At 44.9% G+C, this 24403-nt stretch carries 23 protein-coding genes and 1 riboswitch; of the genes, 16 read left to right on the top strand and 7 right to left on the bottom strand.

What is annotated here, in order from left to right:
- The first annotated feature begins 147 nt into the window (after window positions 1–147).
- Window positions 148–1569 carry a serine/threonine-protein kinase gene (locus tag QUB12_RS14445; RefSeq protein ID WP_333307239.1) on the top strand — a complete coding sequence of 474 codons (1422 nt, stop codon included), beginning with the start codon at window positions 148–150 and terminating at the stop codon, window positions 1567–1569.
- A gap of 54 nt (window positions 1570–1623) precedes the next feature.
- Window positions 1624–3021 carry a serine/threonine-protein kinase gene (locus QUB12_RS14450; RefSeq protein ID WP_333307241.1) on the top strand — a complete coding sequence of 466 codons (1398 nt, stop codon included), beginning with the start codon at window positions 1624–1626 and terminating at the stop codon, window positions 3019–3021.
- A 439-nt stretch (window positions 3022–3460) separates the two neighbouring features.
- On the opposite strand, the gene QUB12_RS14455 is transcribed toward QUB12_RS14450, so the two are convergent.
- Window positions 3461–5809, bottom strand: a complete 2349-nt coding sequence (locus QUB12_RS14455) for a PhoX family phosphatase (protein ID WP_333307244.1) — start codon at window positions 5807–5809, stop codon at window positions 3461–3463.
- Window positions 5810–6098: 289 nt separating this feature from the next.
- Window positions 6099–6566, bottom strand: coding sequence for a hypothetical protein (locus QUB12_RS14460; RefSeq protein WP_333307246.1), 468 nt, complete (start codon window positions 6564–6566; stop codon window positions 6099–6101).
- Between the two features lie 360 nt (window positions 6567–6926).
- Here QUB12_RS14460 and folK point away from each other — a divergent pair, with 360 nt between their 5' ends.
- The 5 genes from folK to QUB12_RS14485 all read left to right on the top strand — a co-directional run bounded on the left by folK (window position 6927) and on the right by QUB12_RS14485 (window position 11251).
- A complete protein-coding gene (gene folK, locus QUB12_RS14465) occupies window positions 6927–7415 on the top strand; it encodes a 2-amino-4-hydroxy-6-hydroxymethyldihydropteridine diphosphokinase (protein ID WP_333307248.1) in 489 nt (162 codons plus the stop codon).
- Window positions 7416–7596: 181 nt separating this feature from the next.
- Window positions 7597–8145: an NUDIX hydrolase gene (locus tag QUB12_RS14470; protein WP_333144554.1), complete on the top strand. Its 549-nt coding sequence runs from the start codon at window positions 7597–7599 to the stop codon at window positions 8143–8145.
- A 150-nt stretch (window positions 8146–8295) separates the two neighbouring features.
- Window positions 8296–9747: an FAD-binding domain-containing protein gene (locus QUB12_RS14475; protein ID WP_333307279.1), complete on the top strand. Its 1452-nt coding sequence runs from the start codon at window positions 8296–8298 to the stop codon at window positions 9745–9747.
- 114 nt (window positions 9748–9861) lie between these two features.
- On the top strand, window positions 9862–10536 hold the full coding sequence (locus QUB12_RS14480; RefSeq protein ID WP_333144536.1) for a Uma2 family endonuclease: 675 nt from the start codon (window positions 9862–9864) through the stop codon (window positions 10534–10536).
- A 67-nt stretch (window positions 10537–10603) separates the two neighbouring features.
- Window positions 10604–11251 carry a Uma2 family endonuclease gene (locus tag QUB12_RS14485; protein ID WP_333144535.1) on the top strand — a complete coding sequence of 216 codons (648 nt, stop codon included), beginning with the start codon at window positions 10604–10606 and terminating at the stop codon, window positions 11249–11251.
- Between the two features lie 121 nt (window positions 11252–11372).
- Here QUB12_RS14485 and QUB12_RS14490 read toward each other — a convergent pair whose 3' ends face one another.
- Window positions 11373–12806, bottom strand: coding sequence for a serine hydrolase (locus QUB12_RS14490; RefSeq protein ID WP_333144534.1), 1434 nt, complete (start codon window positions 12804–12806; stop codon window positions 11373–11375).
- Between the two features lie 23 nt (window positions 12807–12829).
- The gene (locus QUB12_RS14495) at window positions 12830–13279 is read right to left on the bottom strand and encodes a hypothetical protein (protein ID WP_333144533.1); all 450 of its coding nucleotides are present in this window, start codon (window positions 13277–13279) and stop codon (window positions 12830–12832) included.
- A gap of 97 nt (window positions 13280–13376) precedes the next feature.
- On the opposite strand from QUB12_RS14495, the gene QUB12_RS14500 reads away from it, so the two are divergent.
- Genes QUB12_RS14500 through QUB12_RS14510 form a run of 3 tightly spaced genes read left to right on the top strand, consistent with a single transcriptional unit; the run spans window position 13377 to window position 16241 of the window.
- Window positions 13377–13703 (top strand): hypothetical protein, encoded by a 327-nt coding sequence (locus QUB12_RS14500; RefSeq protein ID WP_333307252.1) that lies wholly within the window; start codon window positions 13377–13379, stop codon window positions 13701–13703.
- 15 nt (window positions 13704–13718) lie between these two features.
- A complete protein-coding gene (locus QUB12_RS14505; RefSeq protein ID WP_333307253.1) occupies window positions 13719–15851 on the top strand; it encodes a pentapeptide repeat-containing protein in 2133 nt (710 codons plus the stop codon).
- 57 nt (window positions 15852–15908) lie between these two features.
- Window positions 15909–16241, top strand: coding sequence for a DUF2834 domain-containing protein (locus tag QUB12_RS14510; protein WP_333144530.1), 333 nt, complete (start codon window positions 15909–15911; stop codon window positions 16239–16241).
- 281 nt (window positions 16242–16522) lie between these two features.
- Here the strand turns inward: QUB12_RS14510 and QUB12_RS14515 are convergent, their stop codons facing one another.
- From QUB12_RS14515 to QUB12_RS14525, 3 genes are read right to left on the bottom strand one after another with little or no spacing between them, the layout of a single operon-like run.
- Window positions 16523–16792, bottom strand: coding sequence for a hypothetical protein (locus QUB12_RS14515; RefSeq protein ID WP_333144529.1), 270 nt, complete (start codon window positions 16790–16792; stop codon window positions 16523–16525).
- A 52-nt stretch (window positions 16793–16844) separates the two neighbouring features.
- On the bottom strand, window positions 16845–17051 hold the full coding sequence (locus QUB12_RS14520) for a hypothetical protein (protein WP_333307255.1): 207 nt from the start codon (window positions 17049–17051) through the stop codon (window positions 16845–16847).
- Window positions 17051–17770, bottom strand: coding sequence for a Uma2 family endonuclease (locus QUB12_RS14525; RefSeq protein ID WP_333144528.1), 720 nt, complete (start codon window positions 17768–17770; stop codon window positions 17051–17053). The genes QUB12_RS14520 and QUB12_RS14525 overlap by 1 nt, the downstream gene beginning before the upstream one ends.
- A 174-nt stretch (window positions 17771–17944) precedes the next feature.
- Window positions 17945–18091: riboswitch (cobalamin riboswitch) on the top strand.
- A gap of 120 nt (window positions 18092–18211) precedes the next feature.
- Between QUB12_RS14525 and QUB12_RS14530 the strand changes: the two genes are divergently transcribed.
- The 6 genes from QUB12_RS14530 to QUB12_RS14555 all read left to right on the top strand — a co-directional run bounded on the left by QUB12_RS14530 (window position 18212) and on the right by QUB12_RS14555 (window position 24381).
- The gene (locus QUB12_RS14530) at window positions 18212–19432 is read left to right on the top strand and encodes a transposase (protein ID WP_333144527.1); all 1221 of its coding nucleotides are present in this window, start codon (window positions 18212–18214) and stop codon (window positions 19430–19432) included.
- Window positions 19433–19513: 81 nt separating this feature from the next.
- Complete coding sequence (locus tag QUB12_RS14535) at window positions 19514–20233, top strand: energy-coupling factor ABC transporter permease (protein WP_333047166.1); 720 nt, start codon at window positions 19514–19516, stop codon at window positions 20231–20233.
- A gap of 3 nt (window positions 20234–20236) precedes the next feature.
- Window positions 20237–20569, top strand: a complete 333-nt coding sequence (locus QUB12_RS14540) for an energy-coupling factor ABC transporter substrate-binding protein (protein ID WP_333144526.1) — start codon at window positions 20237–20239, stop codon at window positions 20567–20569.
- On the top strand, window positions 20566–21366 hold the full coding sequence (cbiQ, locus tag QUB12_RS14545) for a cobalt ECF transporter T component CbiQ (RefSeq protein WP_333307257.1): 801 nt from the start codon (window positions 20566–20568) through the stop codon (window positions 21364–21366). Before QUB12_RS14540 ends, cbiQ begins: the two co-directional genes overlap by 4 nt.
- Window positions 21367–21676: 310 nt before the next feature.
- Window positions 21677–22672, top strand: coding sequence for a DUF2207 domain-containing protein (locus tag QUB12_RS14550; RefSeq protein ID WP_333307259.1), 996 nt, complete (start codon window positions 21677–21679; stop codon window positions 22670–22672).
- 296 nt (window positions 22673–22968) lie between these two features.
- Window positions 22969–24381: an ABC transporter substrate-binding protein gene (locus QUB12_RS14555; RefSeq protein WP_333144521.1), complete on the top strand. Its 1413-nt coding sequence runs from the start codon at window positions 22969–22971 to the stop codon at window positions 24379–24381.
- Window positions 24382–24403: the final 22 nt, after the last annotated feature.

Raw genomic sequence — 24403 nt, forward strand, 5'->3', positions numbered from 1 at the left:
TACTTTAGCAACGCTTGTGCCATTGCTTGAGTTCATAATAGTCATATAATAATCATAATTAATGTTTGTAACAAATCCCGCTTTTTTCTAGCAATTTTCGTTAAGGCTGAAGTATAGTAAAAGCTACCACTATTTATAGTAAAAAATATGGTAGAGCGAGTGTTAAAAGAACGTTATGCCATTCAGCAATGCCTGGGTAAAAATGGGGGACGACAAACTTTGCTGGCGCGCGACTTACAAACTCAGGAGTTAGTCGTCATCAAAATCCTTACTTTTAGTGCAGATTTCCAGTGGGACGATTTAAAACTATTTGAACGAGAAGCCACAACCTTACAGTCACTTTCCCATCCGGCAATTCCTCGTTACTTAGACCATTTTGAATTCCCGACACCAAAGACTAAAAGCCTTGCACTGGTACAAAGCTATATTGAAGCGAAATCTTTGGCAGAATGGGTTGAATCGGGACGCAATTTTAACGAAAAAGAAATAAAGCAAATCGCTAATAACTTGTTGGAAATTTTGATATATTTGCAACACCAAAACCCGCCAGTAATTCATCGAGATATTAAGCCGAGCAATATTCTTTTAGCAGATCGATCGCCCTTCAAACAAAAACACTCCGCCCTTAATAAAGGTGGTTGGTTGGGTGAAGTTTACTTAGTAGATTTTGGTTCAGTTCAAACCTTAGCAGCGAGAGAAGGTAGCACCGTTACTGTAGTGGGAACTTACGGATATATGCCGCCCGAACAATTTGGCGGGCGCGCGGTTCCGGCTTCCGATTTGTATGGTTTGGGTGCGACGTTAATTTACTTAGTAACGGGAGTCCATCCAGCCGATTTGCCGCAGGAAGATTTGCGTATTAATTTTGAGCCAAAAATCGCTATTAGTTCGGACTTTGTGGACTGGCTGCAGTGGATGACCGAACCAGATTTAAACAGCCGCTTAACCACGGCTCATCGGGCGTTACAAGCACTGGAAAAACCGAAACAGAGGGGGCGATCGCTTCTGCGAAACCCTAGGGCGAGTAATAATGTAAAACTGAATAAAGACAGAAAGAGTTTGGAAATTGTGATTTCTACTTTTTCTCCTCTGTTTTTAGTTAGTGTCTATTTAGTAATTCCGTTAATTGCATCGTACCACGTGCTTTTAGTAAGTATATCCTGGATTGTTATGGCGTTTACTAAGGGTTCTTTTATAGGTGCATCATTCGCAGCATTCGGAGTTACTTACTTTGGCAGTTTTTGTTTATTTTTACTTTTTCAACCCATAAAATTAGTATTTCTTAGACGTATCGCCACTCGACTACTAATCGATGAGGAACAAATTTATTTTACTTCCAACTTCTGGGGATTTTTGCGTTACAATATGCTGCCACCAAGCCCGAGGCTAGCTATCGGTACATTACGATTCATAAGAGATGAATATACATACTCCAGCCGGGGGCGCAATATTCAAATTTGGGCCGGAACGCGGGAATATCAACTTATTACCAGCCATCTCATTGATGACGAGATTGATTGGATAGCAGAAGAACTCAGCGAATGGTTAAATTTGCCTATTAGTGAATAAAGTAGAGATGGCAAATGAAATTAACAATAACTCTCCTCAAGAAGTTTGCAAAAAATGGCAAGTGAAGTTTTAAAAGAACGTTATGTAATCGAGCAACAGCTAAGTCAAACTGCGGGAAGGCGCACGTTTATGGCGCGCGACTTGCACACAGAAGAGTTAGTAGCGATTAAGTTACTGATTTTTGGAGAAGATGTTCGCTGGGATGACTTGAAACTCTTTGAAAGAGAAGCACAAACTTTACAACTGCTTTCTCATCCGGCAATTCCCCGCTATCTGGATTACTTTGAGGTGGATACACCAACTGGTAAAGGATTCGCCTTGGTACAAAGCTATATCCCAGCCAAATCCTTAGAAGAATGGTTAAAAAGCGGGCGAACTTTTAACAAAGCAGAAGTCAAGCAACTAGCTAAAGCATTACTAGAAATTTTGGACTACCTCCACGGGCAACAGCCGCCAGTTATTCACCGAGATATCAAGCCGAGTAATATTTTACTGGCAAATAGATCGGGCAATAGTGTCGGTGATGTTTATTTAGTTGATTTTGGTTCCATACAGACACTAGCAGCTAGAAAAGGCGGTACGATTACTGTTGTCGGCACTTACGGATATATGCCGCCCGAACAATTTGGCGGGCGGAATGTTCCAGCTTCCGATATTTACAGTTTGGGTGCAACATTAATTTATTTAGTAACGGGCAGGCATCCCGCCGAGTTATCTCAAGGTAATTTGCAAATTCAATTTGAGTCATTAGTTAATCTCAACCGAGATTTAATCGATTGGCTGAAGTGGATGACACAACCGAGTTTGAACCGCCGCCTTGCATCTGCAAAAGAGGCGCTGGAAGCGCTGGAAAATCCCCGCCCGAAAACAGATATCTCGGCGGCGAGACGAAAACTGATCGGCAGCAGGATTAAACTGAAGAAAGATGGGGAGAAGCTAGAGATTTTGATTCCCCCAAAAAAGTTGGGTTTTTGGAGAGGCTACTGGATAGGGACAGGAATTTTGGTTGAGTTGGGGCTAGTTTTATTAATTTTTCTGTTCATAAAAATCATGCTTGAAACCGGGTATATAGTCTTTATGTTAGTGGGTGCGCTGTTTTTACTCATCTTTTCAATTGTTTTGCTATGCTCACTTTTTATTACATTTTCGCAACACATTCAAACTTATTTCAAAACGACTACAATAAAACTCGATAGACAACACATATCCGTGACTAAGCGATACCCGTGGTGTAAATTTCGTGCATATCCATTTGTGCATGAAGATATTAGTCCCAAAATTATGTATATCCGGAAATCCAGGGATTTTAGGTGGCAATATAAATCTTATAAAACTATAAATGTTTCTGATTTAACTGCCCCGGAAATAGAAGTGCTCGCCAATGAAATAAGTACAATCTCGCACGGAAAACTTGTTTTTATAGTCGGAGAGAATCAACTCCTAAACAGATAATAAGTAGAGAAAATCACTACCGCAAAATAGTCTATAACCCTCTCTTTGTGATTCTGGCGATCGAGCCGCATCCACTAATTTCCAAAAATCATCATGTTCTATTTTACCTATTGCCTATCGATCCACAGTAATAAGTAAGGTTCGTACTGCGAACTTGAGTCCGCAGCCGGAGAGAGGACTCACGTCCGCACTACAAAGGTTTTTATTAGAGTAAGCTGTTACGCATTTAAACCATTAACGCTCCCGGTAAGGTGCGTCAGCTAGAACACTGACTATACATGGGAAACGCTTATTTACGCTCCGCACCCTACTATCTGAGATGTTGCACCATTCTCAATAAATTTTTTATGAACAGGCAAGATGCCTGTTCCACAAAGAGTGAATTTTCTTGTGGAACAGGCATCTTGCCTGTTCTTGAGAATGGTGCAAGATGTGAGATTTAAACAAACTGGCCCGTTGGAGTCGATCGCACCCGACGAATTCCAATCACCGACGGCATCGGCGAACGACGCCGATCGTTCTCAATATTGCTAGGCCACAAACTGCCGCGAGCAACACTACGAGTCTGATTGAAAACAGCACCGTTCAAATCCAACATTTCAATTTGCCGACTCAGTACAGTACCATCATCGATCGGGCAATCTTCCCCAGGATGCTGCACCGCAAGCAACAGCGTATCTCCCACAAAAGTCGGCCCTGTCATTTCGCACCGATTCGGCCCGTAAGCAAACGGAATTACTGTTCCTGCATTCGGCCCAGAAGTGGGAATATAAAACAGCCAATTGTTGCCGAAAACTCCAGTAAAATCTGACACATTTCCAGTCTTTTTATGGTCGATCGTCGTTGGCTTTCCACTCGCACCCACATCAAAACCGTTATGCGTGCTCGTAGACATATCAGTCACGCCCCAAACATTGCCTTGAGTGTCAAAAGCCAAATTATCTACACTAGCAAATCCCGCCCCAGCTACCGAACCCGCTTCTCCACCTTGAGCCAAACGCTGCCAGCGAAACGTCAAACCTGCACCGTCGGGACTGTCTTCAATTATTTTGTAAAGTCCTCCCGACTGCTGAGTGCTGTTGACGGCGCTACCGTATTTAGCAACAGTAAAAATGCGAGAATCTGGATAGCCGTCGCTTCCGGGTGCTGCGTCAGTATAAGCAATGAAAACTTCCTTAGTCGTAGGATTAACTTCCAAATCTTCCGGCCGCGCCGTCGGAGTGCCACCAATCAAATTAGCAGCTAAGAAAGCATCAACTAAAACCGCACCTTGGCTGCTGTAGAAATTAGCCAGAGTTTTATTTTGGTAGCCCGGAATTGCTGTTGCTTCATTGGTTGTATCTACTACAAAAGAACCGCCGTCTTCGGTTTGACCAGCAATTCCGGCGCGTTTGGGTAAGCGAGTATTTGCATCTCTTTGAGCTTTGCCAAAACTTGCCAATTCCGCTTCGCCAACTTTAGAAGGACGCACTGGATTTGTCTGGCTATTTATAGTTAGCGGCAGCCATCTTCCAGTACCGTTGCGGTTGTATTGGGCCACGTACAAAACGCCATCTTCAAACAATCGGCTGTTGTTTTTATCTGCGGGATTTGTGACACTACCGTTGCTGACAAATTTCCAGGTGTGTCCGCCGCGCCGATCGTCCCCCATGTACCCTATTAACTTGCGGCCTGCTTCAGCGCGAATCCCGACGTTTTCGTGGCGGAAACGGCCCAACCATGTGTGCTTCCGGGGGCGGAAACTCGGATCTAGGGGATCGACTTCTACCATCCAGCCGTATTTTTCGCCGACTAAGCCGAATTCCTCACCGATAGTGCCCTTGGCGTAGCTGGTTTGGCCACCGTTGGGTTTGATGTTTTCCTGAACTCCGACGAAGAATAGTTCGCTACCTTGGAAGTTTTCTTCGGCGGAGAGGATTGTTCCCCAAGGGGTTGTGGCGCCGGAACAGTTGTAAGCTGTACCGATGATGCGGTTGCCGAGTCCGTCGCTGTTGACTTGCGCGAAGACTTGGGTGGCGGCAGGGCCCGTGCCGGTGAGGTACTCGTTATCCCCTTGTCTGGTTCCCCAGGAGGTGACATCTTTGTATTTATCGGTACGCTGGTTGTTGATTCCGAGGCCTGAAAGTCCGTGGATACGGCGGTTGAGGGGGTCGCCGGCGATCGCCTGAAATCTACCGTTGGCTTGTTTGGTGATGCGGACGATCGAACCACCGAGATTGTACAGAAATTCGCCGAGGGTATCCCGATTCTTTACCGATAAGTCTATACCGAGGACAGCGCGATCGGTTGTGGGAAATGGTGCCAGATCAGACGGCGCTTCCGGCGCCACTTTCGACATCGGGAAACCTACATACTCGTGGTTAACCCAGAGATAACCGTCGTCATTGCTGCCTCGAAGGCCTACAAAGCCGGTGTAGTCGTTGTTGTAGCCGAAATAGTCTGCCGGATTGGGGAAAACTCGATCGCCCCAGCGGACAATCACGTAACGTTCGTATTCCGGCGGCACAACCACATCGTCAACAACGCTGTAACTCGTTAATCTAGTATCCTGCGAGGCAGCCATCACGGTTCCCTGTCCCCCCGGCGCCATCGCCATGAAGCTGGGCAGTTCTCGATAAATCGGCAGCGGGTGGGGAAGTCTTACAGGAGTGAAAGATGTCGGAACAACAGCTTCAGCAGCGCTGGAATTGATGCTGAACAGTTTTTGAGTTAGCCCAGGAGCAAGCACAGTGGTAGCCGCACTGCTGCCGAAGAAAATTAGCAGTTGTCGGCGAGTTATTTTAGACATAAATTCCTTTTCAAACCAACATCTCTAATCTGATGATTCCGTATGAAACTCTATCACTTTTCAATTAAGGGAAGTTTACCTGAAGGTTAATTAAAAGTGGGAGATATTTAGGTTAACAACAAGTTAAATATTGTAATTGGCAATTGGTAATTGGGAATATAGAGAGAGATTCAGGAAAAAATATCTATCCCTGTATCCGTGATTTCCGTGTCGTGCTGTTGGTTATTTGTTATTTGTTACCAATGCCCCATGCCCCATGCCCAATGCCCAATGCCCCATTACCAATATTTCAATCATCTCGAAAACCCGGATCATTTTCTCGGAATGTCGATCGACTAGGCGCAGGTACATTAATCACTTGCGAAAACCCAGAATTTGCGGGCGAAATATTGCCGTCTCTGAATCCCAGCAGCAATTGAGCATCGGCAAAATATCTAGTCCACTGTTGGATTCTCGCATCTTTTTGCCAGTCGTGGCGGGATACTCTCGATCGCAAAACTGGAACTCTTTGTCGGCTGCGATCGGCTGTAATGATGACTGTAACTTCTGTTAATGCCGGATTTTCTTGAAACTCGCGGGCGATCGACTCTTTCGCTAAATCTTCCGCCTGCTGCACTAAACTCGCAAAAGATTGACTGCCGTCCGAATCTAGGGTAAGGTAGCGCTCTTTTGTTTCAGCCAAACCTATTGATATACTTGCTGTTAAGCTGATAATTGCTAGAATGACGGCCGACAATAAGCGTAGGTACAAATTCATTATGTTTGAAACAAAATACTAACACTTGTCAATGGTAGTTAATAAAATTTAACAGACTGTTAAGCTTAAATTAAAATAATATTTTGTCTCACCATATTTCCGCTTAACAGGCTTTCCGGCCTGTTCCACAACAAGTGCCTTTTCTTGTGGAGTGGGCATCCTGCCCGCCCATAGAATGGTTATTGATAATGGTGCAATATCTCAGTTTTACTCGAAATACTTGTCAGCAGCAAAGGATGTCGATAAACCAACCCCCGCGTTAATCTTCTTCCTTCTTCCTTCAACATCAGAAGGAACCCTCGATAATTAATCCGTGTATCCGTGTCAAAATCCGTGTCGTGCCTTCCCTCTTCCCTCTTTATGAAATCAACAAAATGTGCGATCGCCCTCGGTAGCAACTTAGGCGACTCCCTAGCCACACTCTCTAGCGCGATCGCAACCCTCAACAACACCCCAGGAATAGCAGTAAAATCTCATTCAAGCTGGTATCAAACCGCCCCCGTTGGCCCGCCGCAACCCGATTACATCAACGCCTGTGCCATCCTAGAAGTGGCACTAGAACCCGAACAATTGCTAGCAGCTTTATTAGAAATTGAAATAAAATTTAATCGAATTCGCCGAGAAAAATGGGGGCCAAGAACCCTCGACCTAGATTTGTTGCTGTACGACAATTTAATCCTAGAAACTCCGACACTGACTCTACCTCATCCCCGGATGACCGAAAGAGCTTTTGTATTAGTACCTTTAGCAGAAATTGCCCCGGATTGGGTGCATCCGGTGACGAAAAGTGCGATCGTCCAACTGCTGCAAACCGCAGACTGTTCTGGAGTGCAAAAATTGCAACTGTAACAATTGAGCAAAATTCACGGATCGTACCAGTTTCCCAAAAAATGCAACCGTAGGTAAGCTCCAAACTGTAATAGTTATCAGTCATTCCCCATCTAAAATCTAAAATCTAAAATCTAAAATCCTATAAGATCGCCTATGATGTCTTAAATCGGTGCACCCTAACATTATTCGCTTGTCGCTTATGTCGATCGGTCAAGAACTACCCCAACTCCTCAAACAACGCCTATTTTACCAAGGGCGCAAATTCAACTTTGACGTAGCCACCCTCCGTCTTCCCAACGGTTCCGAAGGCGAGTGGGAATGTATTCGCCACCCAGGCGGAGCACTTGCAGTTCCCGTCACACCTGAAGGTAAACTCGTCTTGGTACGCCAATATCGCTTTGCCACAAAAGGGCGAATTTTAGAATTTCCCGCTGGTACGGTAGAAATCAATGAAAATCCCGCCGAAACTATCAAACGCGAAATCGAAGAAGAAACCGGATATCGCGCTGGAAAATGGCATAAATTAGGGCAATTTTTTCTCGCCCCCGGTTATTCCGACGAAATCATTTATGCTTTCTTAGCCCAAGATTTGGAAAAACTGGAAAAGCCGCCAGCACAAGACGATGACGAAGACATGGAGACAGTTTTATTCACCCCGGAAGAATTAGAAAAAGCTATCTTAGCTGGGGAACCCATTGATTCAAAATCAATTTCTAGCTTTTTCTTAGCCCGTCCATTTTTAACTTAAATAGGACTGACGGAAAAAACCCGGTTTCTGAAAAAAATCGTGCGTAACACCGATAAATCTTAACTTAGAAACCGGGTTTTTGAACCCGCGTGTGTCCAGGACTGTAAAATCTAAAATCTAAAATCTAAAATCTAAAATCGAATGTCCGATATATCCAATCTAATTTTATTTTGGCACCGCCGCGACTTGCGTATTTCTGACAACATCGGACTGGCAGCAGCGCGCCAGCAAAGCCCGAAAGTAGTCGGAATTTTTTGTCTCGATCGCAATATCATAAATCGGGATGACGTAGCGCCAGCTAGAGTCACCTACATGATCGGCTGCTTGCAAAAACTCTCCTCGCGTTACAGGGATGCAGGCAGCCAATTGCTGATAATTCAAGATGACCCGATTCTAGGAATACCGAGATTAGCAACAGCTATAAATGCTCAAGCAGTATTTTGGAACTGGGATGTAGAACCCTACGCAAAACAGCGCGATCAGTCCGTATCAAACGCCCTCCAACAAGCAGGAATTCAAGTTCACAATTTCTGGGATCAAGTCCTGCACGCCCCGGACGAAATTCGCAGCGGTACAGGGACTCCCTACACAGTTTATACACCATTTTGGAAAAAATGGAACAGTAAACCCAAAGCCCAACCAGTAGAGACACTGCCGATAACTTATCTGGAATTAATGACCGGATTAACCGCCGAAGAACAAGCAATCGCCAACCAAGCAGGTGCAATGGAAACAGTGCCAACAGCCTTGAGTTTGGGATTTATTTGGGAAAACCCATTAGTAATAGAACCCGGAGAAGATGCAGCGCAAAAAAAATTAGAAGAATTTTGCGATCGGGCAATTTACCAATATCAAGAACAGCGCAATTTCCCCGCCATTAACGGCACATCCCAACTCAGCGCCGCCCTCAAATTTGGTGCAATTGGCATCCGCACAGTTTGGCAAGCTACCCAGATAGTAATGGACACTTGCCGCAGCGAAGAAGCGTGCACAAGCATCCGCACTTGGCAACAGGAAATAGCGTGGCGGGAATTTTACCAACACGCCATGTATAACTTCCCAGAATTAGCAGACGGCCCCTATCGTCAAGCATTCAAAGACTTTCCTTGGGAGAACGATGAAAAGCTCTTTCAAGCTTGGTGTAAAGGCAAAACAGGCTATCCTATTATCGATGCAGCAATGCGGCAGTTAAATCAGACAGGTTGGATGCACAATCGCTGCCGCATGATAGTCGCCAGTTTCCTTACCAAAGATTTAATTATTAACTGGCAGTGGGGTGAAAAATACTTCATGCAAAAATTGATAGATGCCGACCTTTCTGCTAATAACGGCGGCTGGCAGTGGAGTGCATCAAGCGGCATGGACCCGAAACCTTTGCGAATATTTAATCCGGCGAGTCAAGCTCAGAAATTCGACCCGGAGGGGGAATATATTCGGCACTGGGTTCCCGAATTGCGCCGCGTTGATACTAAAGTTTTGCTAACAGGAAATCTTTCACCTTTAGAACGCCGACTTCTTCATTATCCCTCTCCGATCGTAGATCACAACGAGCAGCAGCGCAAGTTTAAGGAACTTTTCAAGCAGCAAAAAAACGCAGATTAGACAGCTCGACTTTGGGCGATAGTTACCAGTAAATTAAGTTGAGGGGGCGCTGTACACCCCTCAACTTAAAAGATTGTATCAGTTATAATAAACTTAAAGAAATCGGAGGTTGAAATGGTAACGCTGCAATTAAGGCAAATCAGTGTACCCCCAGGACATAGAGTGCTGTTCCATGATGTCAACTGGCAGGAATTTGAAGCAATTTTAGAAGAGTTGGGAGAACACCGTGGCTCTAGAATAGCTTACAGTCAAGGAACTTTGGAGATTAGGATGCCACTACCAGAACATGAGAAAGCTAAAATCATTATTGGCTATTTAGTGAAAATTCTGTTTGAGGAACTAGAAATCGACTTTGAACCATTTGGTTCGACGACTTTCAAGCGAAAAAGTATGTTACAAGGAATTGAGCCTGATGAATGTTTTTACATTCAGAATTATGCTCTAATGATTGGGAAAAAGCGGATCGACTTAACTGTCGATCCGCCGCCTGACTTAGCAATTGAAGTCGATTTAACTTCCAAAACTCAACTGGACGCTTACGAAGATCTGGGAGTACCTGAAATCTGGCGTTACGAAAATAACAAGCTGATGATTAATTTGCTTGAAGATGGGAAATATGTTGAATCTGCAATTAGTCCAACATTTCCCAATTTGCCAATTATTGAAGCTATTTCTCAATATTGCGAACAAAGCCAAACAGTGGGTACAAGCCAAACTCTCAGATTGTTTCGTAAGTGGGTTAGAGAACAAATCAGGCTTCGATCACTGAAGTCCTCACTACAAAGCTGACTGTTTCACAATGCCCAATTACCGATACAGACAAGTTATCATAAACTTAAATAAATCGGAGGTTGAAATGGTAACGCTGCAATTAAGGCAAATCAGTGTACCCCCAGGACATAGAGTGCTGTTCCATGATGTCAACTGGCAGGAATTTGAAGCAATTTTAGAAGAGTTGGGAGAACACCGTGGCTCTAGAATAGCTTACAGTCAAGGAACTTTGGAGATTAGGATGCCACTACCAGAACATGAATTCAATAAGGAAATCATTGGCGATATGGTAAAAATATTACTCGAAGAACTTGAAATTGATCGAGAATGTTTTGGTTCGACGACTTTTAAACGAAAAAGTATGTTACAAGGAATTGAACCTGACAACTGCTTTTACATTCAGAATCACGCTCTAATGATTGGCAAAAAGCGCATCGACTTAACTGTCGATCCGCCGCCTGACTTAGCAATTGAAGTCGATATAACTTCCAAAACTCAACTCGATGCTTACGAAGCTTTGGGAGTACCTGAAATCTGGCGCTATGAAAATAAAAAGCTTCAGATTAATGTGCTTCAAGATGGGAAATATGTTGAATCTGCAATTAGTCCAACATTTCCCAATTTGCCAATTATTGAAGCTATTTCCCAATATTGCGAACAAAGTCAAACGGCGGGTACAAGTCAAACTCTCAGATTGTTTCGTAAGTGGGTTAGAGAACAAATCAGGCTTTGAGGACTGAAGTCCTCACTACAAACTTGACCGCTGTGGCTGAGGAGGTGTGCAGCATTTGAGGTGGTTAATTAAATCAGAAATTGGGCTCTGTTCGGGGTGTGCCTCTACGCTGCTGCCCGAATTAATGAGATTTACTCTCAGGCATCCGGGTAAATAAAATCTCTTTCACAGTCGGTTCTAGGGGAAAGCTAAGGCTAGCAATATTGCCTTTGGTATCAGTTAAGAAAGATATAAGTTCTGGTCGATCGCACAACTCAGATTCAACAAAAATGTCATAGTGGTAATGTTCTAATTTATAAATAATTGAATTATGAGTTGCTGTCAAACGCTCGTCATTAATTTCAATTGATAAGATTCCGTATGCTGGATGCTCAAAATAACCTGTGTAATCTTCTAGAGGATGAGAAGGCTGGGTTCCTGTTTTACGAGAGTCAACGGCTATTTGCTCTTTGGCTTTTGCAGTAGATTCTTTGCTTTGAGCATATTTTTCCTTCATTCGTTGATTCCAAGGAGCTTCGTCTAGACCGAGCCAGCGATCGCATATATAATAAGTCACAGTATCTGGTACTGAGTTTAGAGCCATATTAGTCAGAACTACTATACCAATATTGTCTTGAGGCAGCAAAGTTGTCAGTGCAGAAAATCCATCAATATTACCGCCATGCTGAATTAAATTATGACCTCGGTAAGAGGTAATACCCCATCCCAAACCATAAAAATAATAAAAAAGTTCATTATATTCCAGCGGTTGACCGATCGCGATTTGTGGAGCGTGCATCTCGCTCAGATTACTTGGCGAGATAATTTGTTTCTCGCCATACTTACCCCGATCGAGATGGAGTAAAAGCCACTTAGCCATATCAGCAACGTTGGAATTTATCGAACCGGCTGGGCCGCTAACATCGACATTACAAAAGGGTAATCTCTCAACTTTGTCGGATTTTTCTTGATAAGGAAGTGCAAAATCATCAGCTTGTTGGGATGTCTCTACAGAGAAATTACTATCTCTCATTTCTAAAGGATTAAAAATTTCCTGTTGCACAAATTCTTCCCAGCTACTCTCTGCAATTTCACCAACCAAGTAGCCAGCGGTCATGTACATCAAACTTTGATACTGAAAAACAGTACGCAATTCGTGAGTGGGTTCGAGATATTGTAAGCGATCGAATATTTCTTTACGGGTGAAGGGACTTTTATACCACATAGCATCGTGACGGGGTAAGCCAGACCGATGAGTCACGAGGTCGCGGGGTGTCATACGTTCGGTTGCATAGAAGTCATAAAGTTTAAAAGTGGGCAGATAATTTCTGACAGGTCGATCCCAGTCTAATTTGCCGCGGTCTGCCAAAATACCCATCGCCATTGTGGTAAAAGGTTTCGTACAAGAACCGATCGCAAAGAGAGTTTGCGGTGTAACAATTAAATTTTGTTCTACATCTCGCTTTCCAAAGCCTTCACAAAAAATTATTTGGCTATCTTTAACGATTGCGATCGCCAGCCCGGGTATTTTCCACTCTTGCATCGCCTTGTTGATAAATTCACTCAGACCTTGCATGACTTTTCAGTATTGGTATAACTTTAGTTTCGCTTCTGAGAAATAGACAGAGAGTAAGGGTGTTGAGCTTGAGATCGATCGCCCACAAAAATAACATAAGTCCCCTTGTCCCCATAACCAGAAAATTCTACATTCCCCGCAGCAGCATTCGCCGGCAGCACACAGAAACGCCCCCTCGGCCCCTGAATCATCAAACTCGGAGCTCCAGCGGTTTGTACTGCAATCCGCCAGTAAGGCAAATCCTGCGTTACTTCGATGACGTGGTTGGGTGCTTGGGACACAAAACCGCAGTCGCCGCTATTGTTCGGGCCGCCGGAAACTCCAGAAACTCCCAGCGGTTCGGGAAATCCCGGAGCAATTTGTAGCGGTTGGCTCCGAAGGGCACCGGCATCCGCTAAAATCATTGCCAAGGCTAGGGTCACGATCGAGCTAAACCACAGTTTGCCGCGATCGCCCGGATAATTGATCTTCATGTTTCCTCACACAATGGCATTTGGTTCTAGTTCTTTGACGGTAGGGGATAATGGCGGTTCCAAACACCTTAATCTAAACTAACTTCCGAATTTTTTTATGAATCCTCAAAATAACTTCAATTGGCAGCAAGCGATCGGAGAACTAAAAGCTAAAGTAGAACGATCGCCACTCATCACACAAAATTCAGACCGGTATCAAGCCGTCGGAACCTTATACAATCAATTACTCGACAAGTTTCAAAGACTCCCTAAACCGGGACAGGTAGCAGCCTTTGCCGTCGGAGCGATAATTATCCTGACAGTCTTCAATAGCATCGTACAGCTAATTTCGGCGCTGATGACTCTTGCCGTTCTGGGAGTGCTAATCTACATAGCGTATAAATTGGCAATTTCCCCCCAGTCCTCAAATACTAACGACAAATAATAGGAATTTCTAAATATGGCTAACCCCACCGCGCCCAGCGGGCTCAATCAACCCGATCCGTCTTGGCAAACACAATCCAAGCAAATGCCACTGCTGGTTCGCAGGTGCGGCGCTTGGGCCGTGGAAATTTCGTTAATTGCGGCCAGCGCCCTCGTTCCCTTCAGTATCGGGGCATTGGTCAACAAGGAATCTCAAACCGTACCACTCAATTCCTCCATAGCAGCAGCATCCGAAACCGTCGCCCGTACTTTGGGCATACCCGTGCGCGATCGCAGCCCCAGAGTCGCACCCCTAACTAATCTATTCTGGTCAGGGGCGCTGCTGGCACCGGCAGTTTTAGCGGGGTGGCAACTGTTTTTGCTCGCCAGAACCGGTCAAACTATCCCCAAACGCTGGTTCGGCGTCAAAGTTGTCACAGCGTCGGGTACTCCTCCGGGTTTTGGACAAGTGCTAATTCGCGAAAGTTTGGGGCGCTGGGGAGTGCCTCTGGGCGTCGCTTACGGCATTTGGCGCTTGACTGGTGCGTTTCCTGATTTGCTGATTTTAGGGGGGCTGAGCGGCTTGGCAGTGCTCGCAGACGGCGCTTTTGCATGGCGCTACAAACGGCAATCTGGACACGATCGCCTCGCCAATACTTTGGTCGTCAACGCTCGATCGAATCAACAGTCTGACAATCCTGTCAAGAGTCCAGATTGGACTGAGGAAGACGCGCAGATTGCGGCTTTGGTTGTGACTCCACAAAGCGGGCTGAAAACAAATGCCAGTTTGTGGAATTGGATGCGCCAACACCCAGGCACAACTTTAGTGATAGTTATCATCGGCAGCGCGGGATTGATTTTAACTTTGTTTGTCGGCACTCTCATCTACACTCAAAGTCAAGCAAATTTGCGGGATTCCCGGCAGCGGAACGACGAATTATTTGTGGCTTTAGTTAGCAAATTGTCTCCCACATCGGCTAGCGGGGCATCGGGCAGGCGATCGGCTATTTTGGCTTTGGGGGCCGTGGAAGACTCCCGCGCCGTACCCCTGCTAGCGGATTTGCTAGCTCAAGAAGACAACCGCGCCATGCTGGACGCGATCCAGCAAGCTTTAGTCAGTAGCGGGCCGAAAGCTTTGCCTGAGTTGCAGCGGTTGAATCAGGCCCTCAGCAACGATCTCGATTCCCTGCGGTTTGGCGGCAAGGCCCCGGAACGCGAGTTAGCGGCCGCCCGCCAGCGAACAGTACAAAGGGCGATCGGCAAAATTCTCACAGTGTATAGCAGCCAACTCAACGGCGTGGATCTGAGCCGCACGGATTTAGCTCAAAGTCCTGCCGGCCCGTCTCAGTTTACTTTAGTTTTAAACAAAGTTGACTTGTCGGGAATTAAGTTGAGAAATGCCAATTTAACCAATGCCAGCTTGCAGGGAGCTCGCTTTTACGGCACCGGCGAAGACAGGCGTCCGGCTACCTTTGACGATTGGATTTCTGACTTGAGCGGCGCTAATTTGGAAGGAGTAAATTTGACCGGGGCGTCTTTGAACAGTGCTGTAATGAACCGCACTACTTTTGTGCGCGCTGTCATGAACAAAGCTAATTTGTCAAACGGCAATTTAAATTCAGCTAATTTCAGCAGTGCTATTTTAATTGGAGCGAATTTGCAGGAAGCACTGTTAAAAAATGCAAGTTTTACCGGAGCAGATATAGGAAGCGCGAATTTGTCAGGAGCGGATTTGTCAGGTGCGCGTTTGGCAAAAGTGAAGGCTCAAGGCGCTCAGTTGTCCTTGACAAATTTGTCTAAATCGGAATGGCAAGGTGCTGATTTGTCTGGTGCTGATTTGAGCGGCGCCAACTTACAAAATGCCAATTTGACTTCGACTAAACTCGCTAACGTGAATTTAAAAGATGCTCGGTTGCAAGATGCGAATTTTCGGAATGCGGAGGTGAGTTCGGTTGATTTTAGGGGCGCGAATTTAGCGGGAGCGGATTTTAAAGGCGCTGTGTTTCTGGGGAAAACAGCTTCGGATCAATTTATTCAAAATCCGACTGGTAGTAAATCCGGTCGATTCCTAGGAGTTGATTTTGCGGAAGCTAAGAATTTAGATAAAAGTCAAATTGCTTACATTTGTTTGCAGGGGGGCATTCATCCGAACTGCCCGCAGAAGAAGTAAGGATTGGTTGTTAACGAGTAGGCTAATACAGTTGATTAAAGAACAGGTAAGGTAATTATGAGCGTTAAGCGAATCATTTATCTCATCCTAGCAATTCTGGGGCTTGTGCTGCCTTGGTACTATAACTTGCAGTTTTTTAGCAATGCTGGCTTGCTCGACTTTGTAAGCGAGAGTTCGGCTAATCTTGCTGCGAAATCGGTAAGTTTAGATTTGTTTATCGCAACTGTAGCAGGAAGCACTTGGATGTACGCTGAGTCAAAACGATGGGATATAAGTTTTGTAGGGCTGTACATACTTCTGGGTTTCCTGGTTTCGTTTTCCTGTGCTTTCCCGCTTTTCTTGTTTGTGCGAGAAACCAAGCTGGAAAAATCAAGCGAAGTCTCAAGTTGAAAAGTTGTTTAACAGATGAGTGCGGCGCAGCAAAATAATTCGGTGCAGGCGATCGAGCTATTATATAATTTCCGGTAAAATCACCGTTATAGGTTTGTAGTGACGACGGAAGTGCTCAGAATTTTATGAGGATTAAAGTCCTCACTACAAACCAACGTGATTGTTGTCCTTCCATGGGAAATAATATTAATACCAATTTCACTCATTTCTTGCTAAAAACTTTTGGCTTGAGTTTGTTCCACCTGCCCAACCTACTATTGCATTGTTTATTGAAATTGAGATTACGCAATAGCATCTGAACTGACAAGATTCTCAAATTGCGCCAATAGCATTCCATCACCATTATTTGCAACTCCAAAAATTTTAGGTAACTGGCCTGTTTGGGCGAGAACTTGTCTCACTTCTCGGTTAGATACATCGGCCATATTTTTGTTATTTAGAATGGCATTAACCGCAGCGATACCCACACCTTGACCAACAGCAGCGTTGAATTCAACAATTCTGCGGGCAGAACAGGCAAACCCTTCAAATCCAGAACACGGACTGACCACTGCCAGGTTAGGAACGTTTTTAATAACCTCTCCTGATTTTCATGTTTTCGAGCTAAATTTCAATGTTTGCCGTCAAACTCTCTGTTTTTCCCAAATCTAGCTCCATCTTTCCTGATTGTTTTGATAAATATTCACACATTCCTGGACGCAGCAACTGGGTTTTTTCCCAAAAATCCTCCGTTGAGGACGATCGCTCTCGGTTGAAAAACCCGCTTTCTGAGCGTCTAGAGTCGGTCAGTCTGGTACTCTTGATTGCCATCAGGTGAGATTATCAGGATCTATCCCCAACTCCCGCAATCGCTGAGCTAGTCGATCGGAACGTTGGGCCAATCGATCGGCGCGCTGCGATTCCTGTTGGGCGCGCTGCGCTGATTCTTTCACCTGTTCTTCAGGAGTCAGATAACGTTTTCCATCGGCATCATACCAATACAACCACTCCCTTGTCACCCCAGAATAACTTCCCCTTTCACAACCAATCCCCAAACCAATTTCAGGCATCCAAACTGGATGTCCTGACTGTAACTCGTACTTCCCATTGACTAACTTGTGTACTTCCAAATGAGGTTTACGACGGCGGCGGGAAGAATAAATGACGTAATAAAGTACGCCTAAAGCTTGATAAGTCTCCAATTTTGTGCTGTATTCCTTGCGATAAGTTGGGGAAACAACTTCTAGCACAAAAGTAGGCATAACATTTTCATCCCACAGCACGTAACTGGGACGCAATTCTTCATCATAAAACCTTTCTACACCTAAACTCAAGAAAGCATCTGGGACAATGGGCGGTTCGTCAGGGTGATGATAAATACCCATATCTATGCCAAAAAACCAGTCCATCCGTTCTGCCCAAAGTATGAGCAATATTGCTTTTAACAACCCTGGTATTAATTCTTGCAGTTCGTTATCCACAGGCGTTTCATCTGAGTCTGGTAGTTCATCGGCTGAGGGCCAGTGCCTCGGAAATTTGTAATCTAACATGGCGGCTTTCCTCAAAACTCACTAACATTATACCTTTGATTTGTTTGGCAATAGTATTTATTGAACGAACCGCGAAGACGCGAAGGAAGAGAAGAGAAGATGATAGGTAATTTTGACTTAGTTAATCTGAAGTAATTTTTGTAAAATATTTGCTGAGATTTACGCGATCGACTAAACTATGTCTAACCAGTCGGTTCTAATGGGGAGCAGCCGTTAGAGGAAAGGGGGAAAGTTCGGTGCAAGTCCGGCGCTGTCCCGCAACTGTAATGAGAGTCATGTCGCTTTCTGAGTCAGGATGCCCGCCGATGTGTTAGTTTACCGAAAAATGGGGTCGAAAGCCCTGTCCTTCTAGGACGGCTTTAATTTAGGCAATGTGTAAACAATTGTTAAATATGCAGATTTTGCAAGTAAAAGTTTTTGTAAAAGTAATAGACTGTTGCCATGATAATACTAGAGTTCAAGTTGAAAGGCAAAGCAGAGCAATATCGGATCATTGACGAGATGATTCGGACGGCTCAATTTGTCAGAAACAAAACTCTTAGATACTGGACAGAGAATCAAGGGGTTAAGCTGGTTGACCTGTACAAACAGTGTGCCATTATGGCTAAGGAGTTTGAATGGGCAGGCAAACTTAACTCGACGGCACGTCAAGCTTCGGCGGAGCGTGCCATTTTTGCTATCCAGCGTTTCTTTGCTAATTGCAAAGCTAAAACACCAGGGAAAAAGGGCTACCCACAATACAAAAAACACACTCGTTCTGTCGAATACAAGCAATCGGGTTGGTCACTTTCGGCCGAGAAAAGATGCTTGACATTTAAGGACGGTTTTACTGCTGGAAAATTTAAGTTAATTGGTAGTCGAGATTTGCATTTCTACGCGCCCGACGAGATTAAACGAATTAGAGTTGTGCGTCGTGCCGACGGATATTTCGCCCAGTTTTGCATAAATGTTGAACGCAAAGAGGAACTTATTCCAACTGGCAAAGCCATTGGAATAGATGTAGGGCTAAACCATTTCTATACTGATAGCAATGGCGAAACGGTTCCTAATCCTCGGTATCTCCGTAAAAGCGAAAAAGCTTTGAAAAGATTGCAAAAACGAGTTACTCGAAAAAAGAAAGGTTCTAGCAATCGGAAAAAAGCGATTAATAAGTTAGGAAGAAAACACCTGAAGGTCAGCAGGCAGCGTAAAGACTTCGCCATAAAGACGGCGTTGTGCGCGATAAAATCTAGCGATTTTGTGGCTTACGAAAACCTTCAGGTGATGAACATGGTCAAAAATCACAAGCTTGCTAAATCAATTAGCGACGCGGCGTGGTCACAGTTTGCTCAATGGTTGGAATATTTTGGGAAAGTGTACGGTAAAACTATAATTTCTGTAGCACCTCAGTACACCTCACAAAATTGTTCAACTTGTGGCAATGCTGTTAAGAAAACCCTGTCAACGAGAACCCATATTTGTGGTTGTGGGACGGTGTTAGATCGCGACCATAACGCCGCAAAAAACATTTTGGCGAAAGGGTTGAAGGAAGCAGGAATTAGTTTCAATTTAAATACGGTGGGGCACACCGGAATTAACGCTGGGGGACAGAACGATCTCTACTCTTTGATGGCAGCATCAAGGAGCAAATCGACTGATTTATCCAAGAATCCTCGCGCCTGAAGGCGCCCGGAGTGTCAAATAGTCTCATCTGCGAGGTTCAGCGTGAAGACCAGAAATCGGAAATTGGTCAGCTTGGGATTGATGGCTGGCTTGAGTTGTTATATTGTCCTGGGTTCGGCAACGCCCGCCGCAGCTATGCACATTTCGGAAGGTTTTTTGCCGGTGCAATGGGCTGCATTTTGGTGGATGGTGGCGTTGCCTTTTTTTGCAGTAGGTTTGCGATCGATTACTCGCATTACAAAAGAACACCCGGAACTTAAACTATTGCTTGCTTTAGCGGGTGCGTTTACTTTTGTGCTTTCTGCTTTAAAAATTCCCTCGGTAACGGGCAGTTGTTCTCACCCGACGGGTACAGGTTTGGGCGCAATATTGTTCGGCCCTTCGGTGATGGCGGTACTGGGGGCTTTAGTTTTGTTGTTTCAAACGTTACTGTTAGCGCATGGTGGCTTGACAACGCTGGGAGCGAATATGTTTTCGATGGCGATTGTCGGGCCTTTCGCTGCCTATTTTATCTATCAATTGCTGTTGCGAACGGGTAGCCAGCGGGCGGCAATTTTTTGTGCGGCGGCTTTGGCAGATTTGCTGACTTATGTAACGACTTCGATTCAATTAGCATTAGCTTTTCCGGCAGCAAGTGGCGGTTTTATGGCTTCGTTTCTCAAGTTTGCTGGCATCTTTGCTATCACTCAAGTACCCCTAGCTATTAGTGAAGGATTGCTGACTCTATTGGTTTGGAATTGGCTGCATTCTTACGGGAAGCCGGAGTTGGAAACTTTGAAATTATTGAGACAGGAGTCATAAGCCGTGAGTCAAAAAACTACAAAAAATCACCAATCTACTTCGCGACAAAATTGGCTGTTGGCTGGCGCTGTGATTGTTCTGGCAGCGTTTCCTCTCGTTTTTGTGCGGGGTGAATATGGCGGTGCCGATGACCAAGCTAAGAAAGCAATTACTGAAATTCAACCGGGTTATAAACCTTGGTTCAATCACTTGTTTGAGCCGGCTAGCAGCGAAATTTCCAGTCTATTGTTTGCGTCTCAAGCGGCGATGGGGGCTGGCGTAGTTGGGTACGTCATTGGGTTGTATAAAGGCCGATCGCAATCTCGGCAGCAGTCTGATCATAAATCGTCGGAATGAACCATCAGATTGATAGTCTGGCTTATACCAATCGCTTGCGGGGGTTGCCGCCAATCCACAAGTTATCCTTTGCGATCGCCCTTTTAATTCTGTCTCTAGTTTCTGGGGCGATCGTCCAATTGTCGATCGGCCTGTGGTTGGCCGTCTGGATCGTCGTCTATGCGGGTATTCCGGGGAAACTGTATTTGCGGTTGTTGTCGCTACCGTTGATGTTTTTGCTGACAAGTTTGCCTGCTTTGGCGATGGGTGCGGTTGCGGGCGATCGTATCCAGGAAATTCAGTGGGATATTTGGCAAGGTTGGGGGATTAGCATCGGCACTTTTTATCTGTATGTGAGCCGCACGGGGATATACCAAGTGAGCTTGCTATTTGCCCGCGCCTTCGCATCGACAAGCTGTATGTACTTCATCCTCTTGACGGTTCCATTTACAGAAATCTTGCAGATTCTCAGACAATTACGCTGTCCAGAGTTAGTCACAGAACTGCTATTACTAATGTATCGGTTTATTTTTAGCTTATTGGCGATCGCCGATGAACTTTGGATAGCACAAAACTCGCGCTGTGGCTATCGCACTTGGAAGCGGGGAATGCAGAGTTTAAGCATTTTAATCGGGCAATTGCTTCAGCGAACTTTGGAAAACTACCGTCAAGTTTCGTTGAGTTTAGCGTCGCGCGGCTTTAATGGAGAACTGCGCGTTTGGAATTCTTACCCTTATAAACCTTCGCGAAGATATACATTGGAAGCGGTGTTTGGATGTACGTTTTTAACTTTGTTAAGTGCGGTATTTCAAAGTTGAAAAGAAATTAGGAGACGGCAGTGCCCATAGGTGTCAACTTAAGCTGTCAGCCGGCCAAGTCCGTTAGTCATCCCGTGAGTCCGCCAGGGGTTGAAACCCCTGTCTAATAGCTAAAGTCCTCGCTATGAGGACTCAAGAACTCATCAGTCCTCATAGCGAGGACTTTAGCTTTGAGGCAGGGAATTCATTCCCTGCCGGACTACCGGACGGAAAATATGACTTTTATGAACATAATTAATGAATTTAATGAATTGACTCCACAAGATAAGTGTTGAATAATTGTAGTCAACACTTATCTTGTGGAAATCCTATGATAAATAAACGAATCCTCAAGAAACTATTTTTTTTGTTAATGGCTTCATTAAGCCTATTGTTAGTAACAGTAACTCATTCATCCGCCCAACAACTACCGTTCTACTGGGAGAATATTAACGTTCTAATCGACGTTCAGACTAACGGAGATATGTTAGTTACAGAAACCCAAAAATATGTGTTCACAGCCGACTACAACACAGAACGATATCGCTATATTCCTCTAGGTAAGGTAGATGAAATTAAAGATGTCATCGTTCAAGAAAATAATCAAATAATTCCGAGTAGCACGGGAATTGAAAACAATGAACTTTGGATTCGTTGGCAACATGAATTAAAACCGCCAGACTCACATACTTTTGTCATCAAATATCGCGTGGTAGGTGGATTGCAGCTAGATGGTGAGAAGACTCTAGTTTATTGGAAAGCCATTGCGGCAGGTCGCAAAGCGCCGATTAATACGGGAAAAGTTAGGGTGCAATTACCAGATGCTTTGTCAGGGAAAGTTGTATCGTTTACGAATTTTGGTGCAGCAGCAGTTCCGCGTCAAGTAGATCCTAAAACATTTGAATTTGTTGCAAGTCAGCCTATTCCACCGGAACAAGAATTAGAAGTGCAGATTGCATTTCCCCAGGCGATTTTGAATATACCTCAACCTGGTTGGCAACAAACTGGCAACCAATCTCAATTTTTTTATATGACTTGGTACCTGTTTTTCCCCATTATAGCAATTGCCATATTCATTGCACAACGACGCTGCCCTGAGTGCAAAACATTCAAGCTCCAACGGACTCATCAAGTTTTGATTCCTGCAACTACTAGCAGTTTAGGAAAGCGGCAAGTTACCCACCACTGTCGAAACTGCTCTTACCATCGCGAGTACGAAGAAGTAATTTCAGTCATTAGCACTAGCAGCGATAGTGGTGGTGGTGGCGGTGGTGGCGGTGGTGGTGGCGGTGGCGGTGGTGGCGGTGGCGGTGGTGGTGGTGGTTAATATCAACGGGAGTTACGCATCACAATCAAAGAAACCGGGTTTTTACAGAATCTGCGGGTTGTAACCAAGTATTCTCGCAAAAAACCCGGTTTCTGAGCACCCGCGCGTCCAGAAATATTGTTGATAATTCTCGTATTCTCGTTAGTTTAGCGGGTCGGATTTGAATCAGGGCGATCGCACTTCCTGCAACAGCTATTACAAATATGACTTTTATGAACTTAATTAATGAATTATATGAATTGACGTGAACAGTAATTGAATGAATAATGACAGTATCAAAATAAAGAGAAAAAATCATGTATCAAGATACTAACAAAAAAAACAGCCCCCCGCCCATTGTTTTTATTGTTGCCCTCGGCTTAATTGGGTTGGGCGCATACAAGTTTATTCCCGGTTTATTGAAAGCGAAAACTGCAAATACACCTACATCTACATCTACACCGGCAACGATCGCATCGGGAGCGATCGCCAATCGCATCAGTTTAGGAAATCAGATATTGGTGACATCCCAAACAACACCTGACAAACAAGCAGGAGTTCAAGCTTTTTCTGAGGGAAATTACCAAGCGGCAGGCGAATCTTTTGAGAAATCGCTGCAACAAAATCGCAACGACCCGGAAACCCTTATCTATTTGAATAATGCCACAGCAAGCAATGGTTCTTCCTTGAAAATTGCTGTCAGCGTCCCCATTGGTAGCAACCCCAATGTTGCCCAAGAAATCCTCCGGGGTGTTGCCCAAGCTCAGGATGAAATCAATACTAGCGGTGGCATCAATGGCGCAAAACTGCAAGTAGAAATTGTCAACGATGACAATAGTCCAGAAGTGGTCAGAGAAGTTGCAAGGACATTGACAAAAGATTCGAGTATACTGGCAGTAATTGGACACAATGCTAGCAACGCATCTCTCGAAGCTGCTCCGATCTATCAGCAAGAAAAACTGGTAATGGTGACACCGACGAGCTTTGCCAATAATCTATCAGGATTTGGCAGCTACATCTTTCGCACAGTACCCAATATTAGCTTAATGGCTGCTCCATTAGCAGAATATGCAGTTAAAACAGCCGGCAAAACTAATATTGCCATTTGTTATGACTCCCAAGCACCGGATAACATATCATTTAAAGATGAATTTGTGGCAGATATTACTGCTGCTGGAGGCAAATTAGTTCCTACTGTTTGCGACTTTTCGTTACCCTCTTTTAATCCCGAAAGTGCGATCGCCGATGCTGTCAGCAAAGGTGCACAAGGATTGATGGTAGCGCCCCACATCGATCGCATTGACCGTGCGATTTCTCTGGCTCGCAGCAATCGAGGCAAATTGCCACTCTACGGCAGCACTACGCTCTACACCTTTCAAACTTTAAAAGACGGACAAAAAGACGTTGACGGGCTTGTTTTGCCCGTTCCCTGGCATCCTGAAACTAATCCCGGTAGCCGTTTCCCAGAAAATGCCCGCCAGCGTTGGGGAGGCATTGTGAATTGGCGAACAGCAACGAGTTTTGACGCGACTCAAGCTGTGATCGCTGGCTTGCGGCAAAGCAATACGCGGGAAGGATTGCAACAAGCACTCAGAAATGCGAGTTTTTCGACAGCAGGATCAAGCGAGGATGTGAAGTTTTTGCCCACGGGCGATCGGGCTGGTAAGCCGATTTTAGTGCAAGTTAAACAAGGAGGAAGCACTGGCTATAACTTTGTCCCGTTGCGGTAAGTTTGTTAAGTGCGATCGCACG

It is taken from the genome of Microcoleus sp. B7-D4, assembly GCF_036705125.1.
In the GTDB taxonomy this organism is placed as follows: domain Bacteria; phylum Cyanobacteriota; class Cyanobacteriia; order Cyanobacteriales; family Microcoleaceae; genus Microcoleus.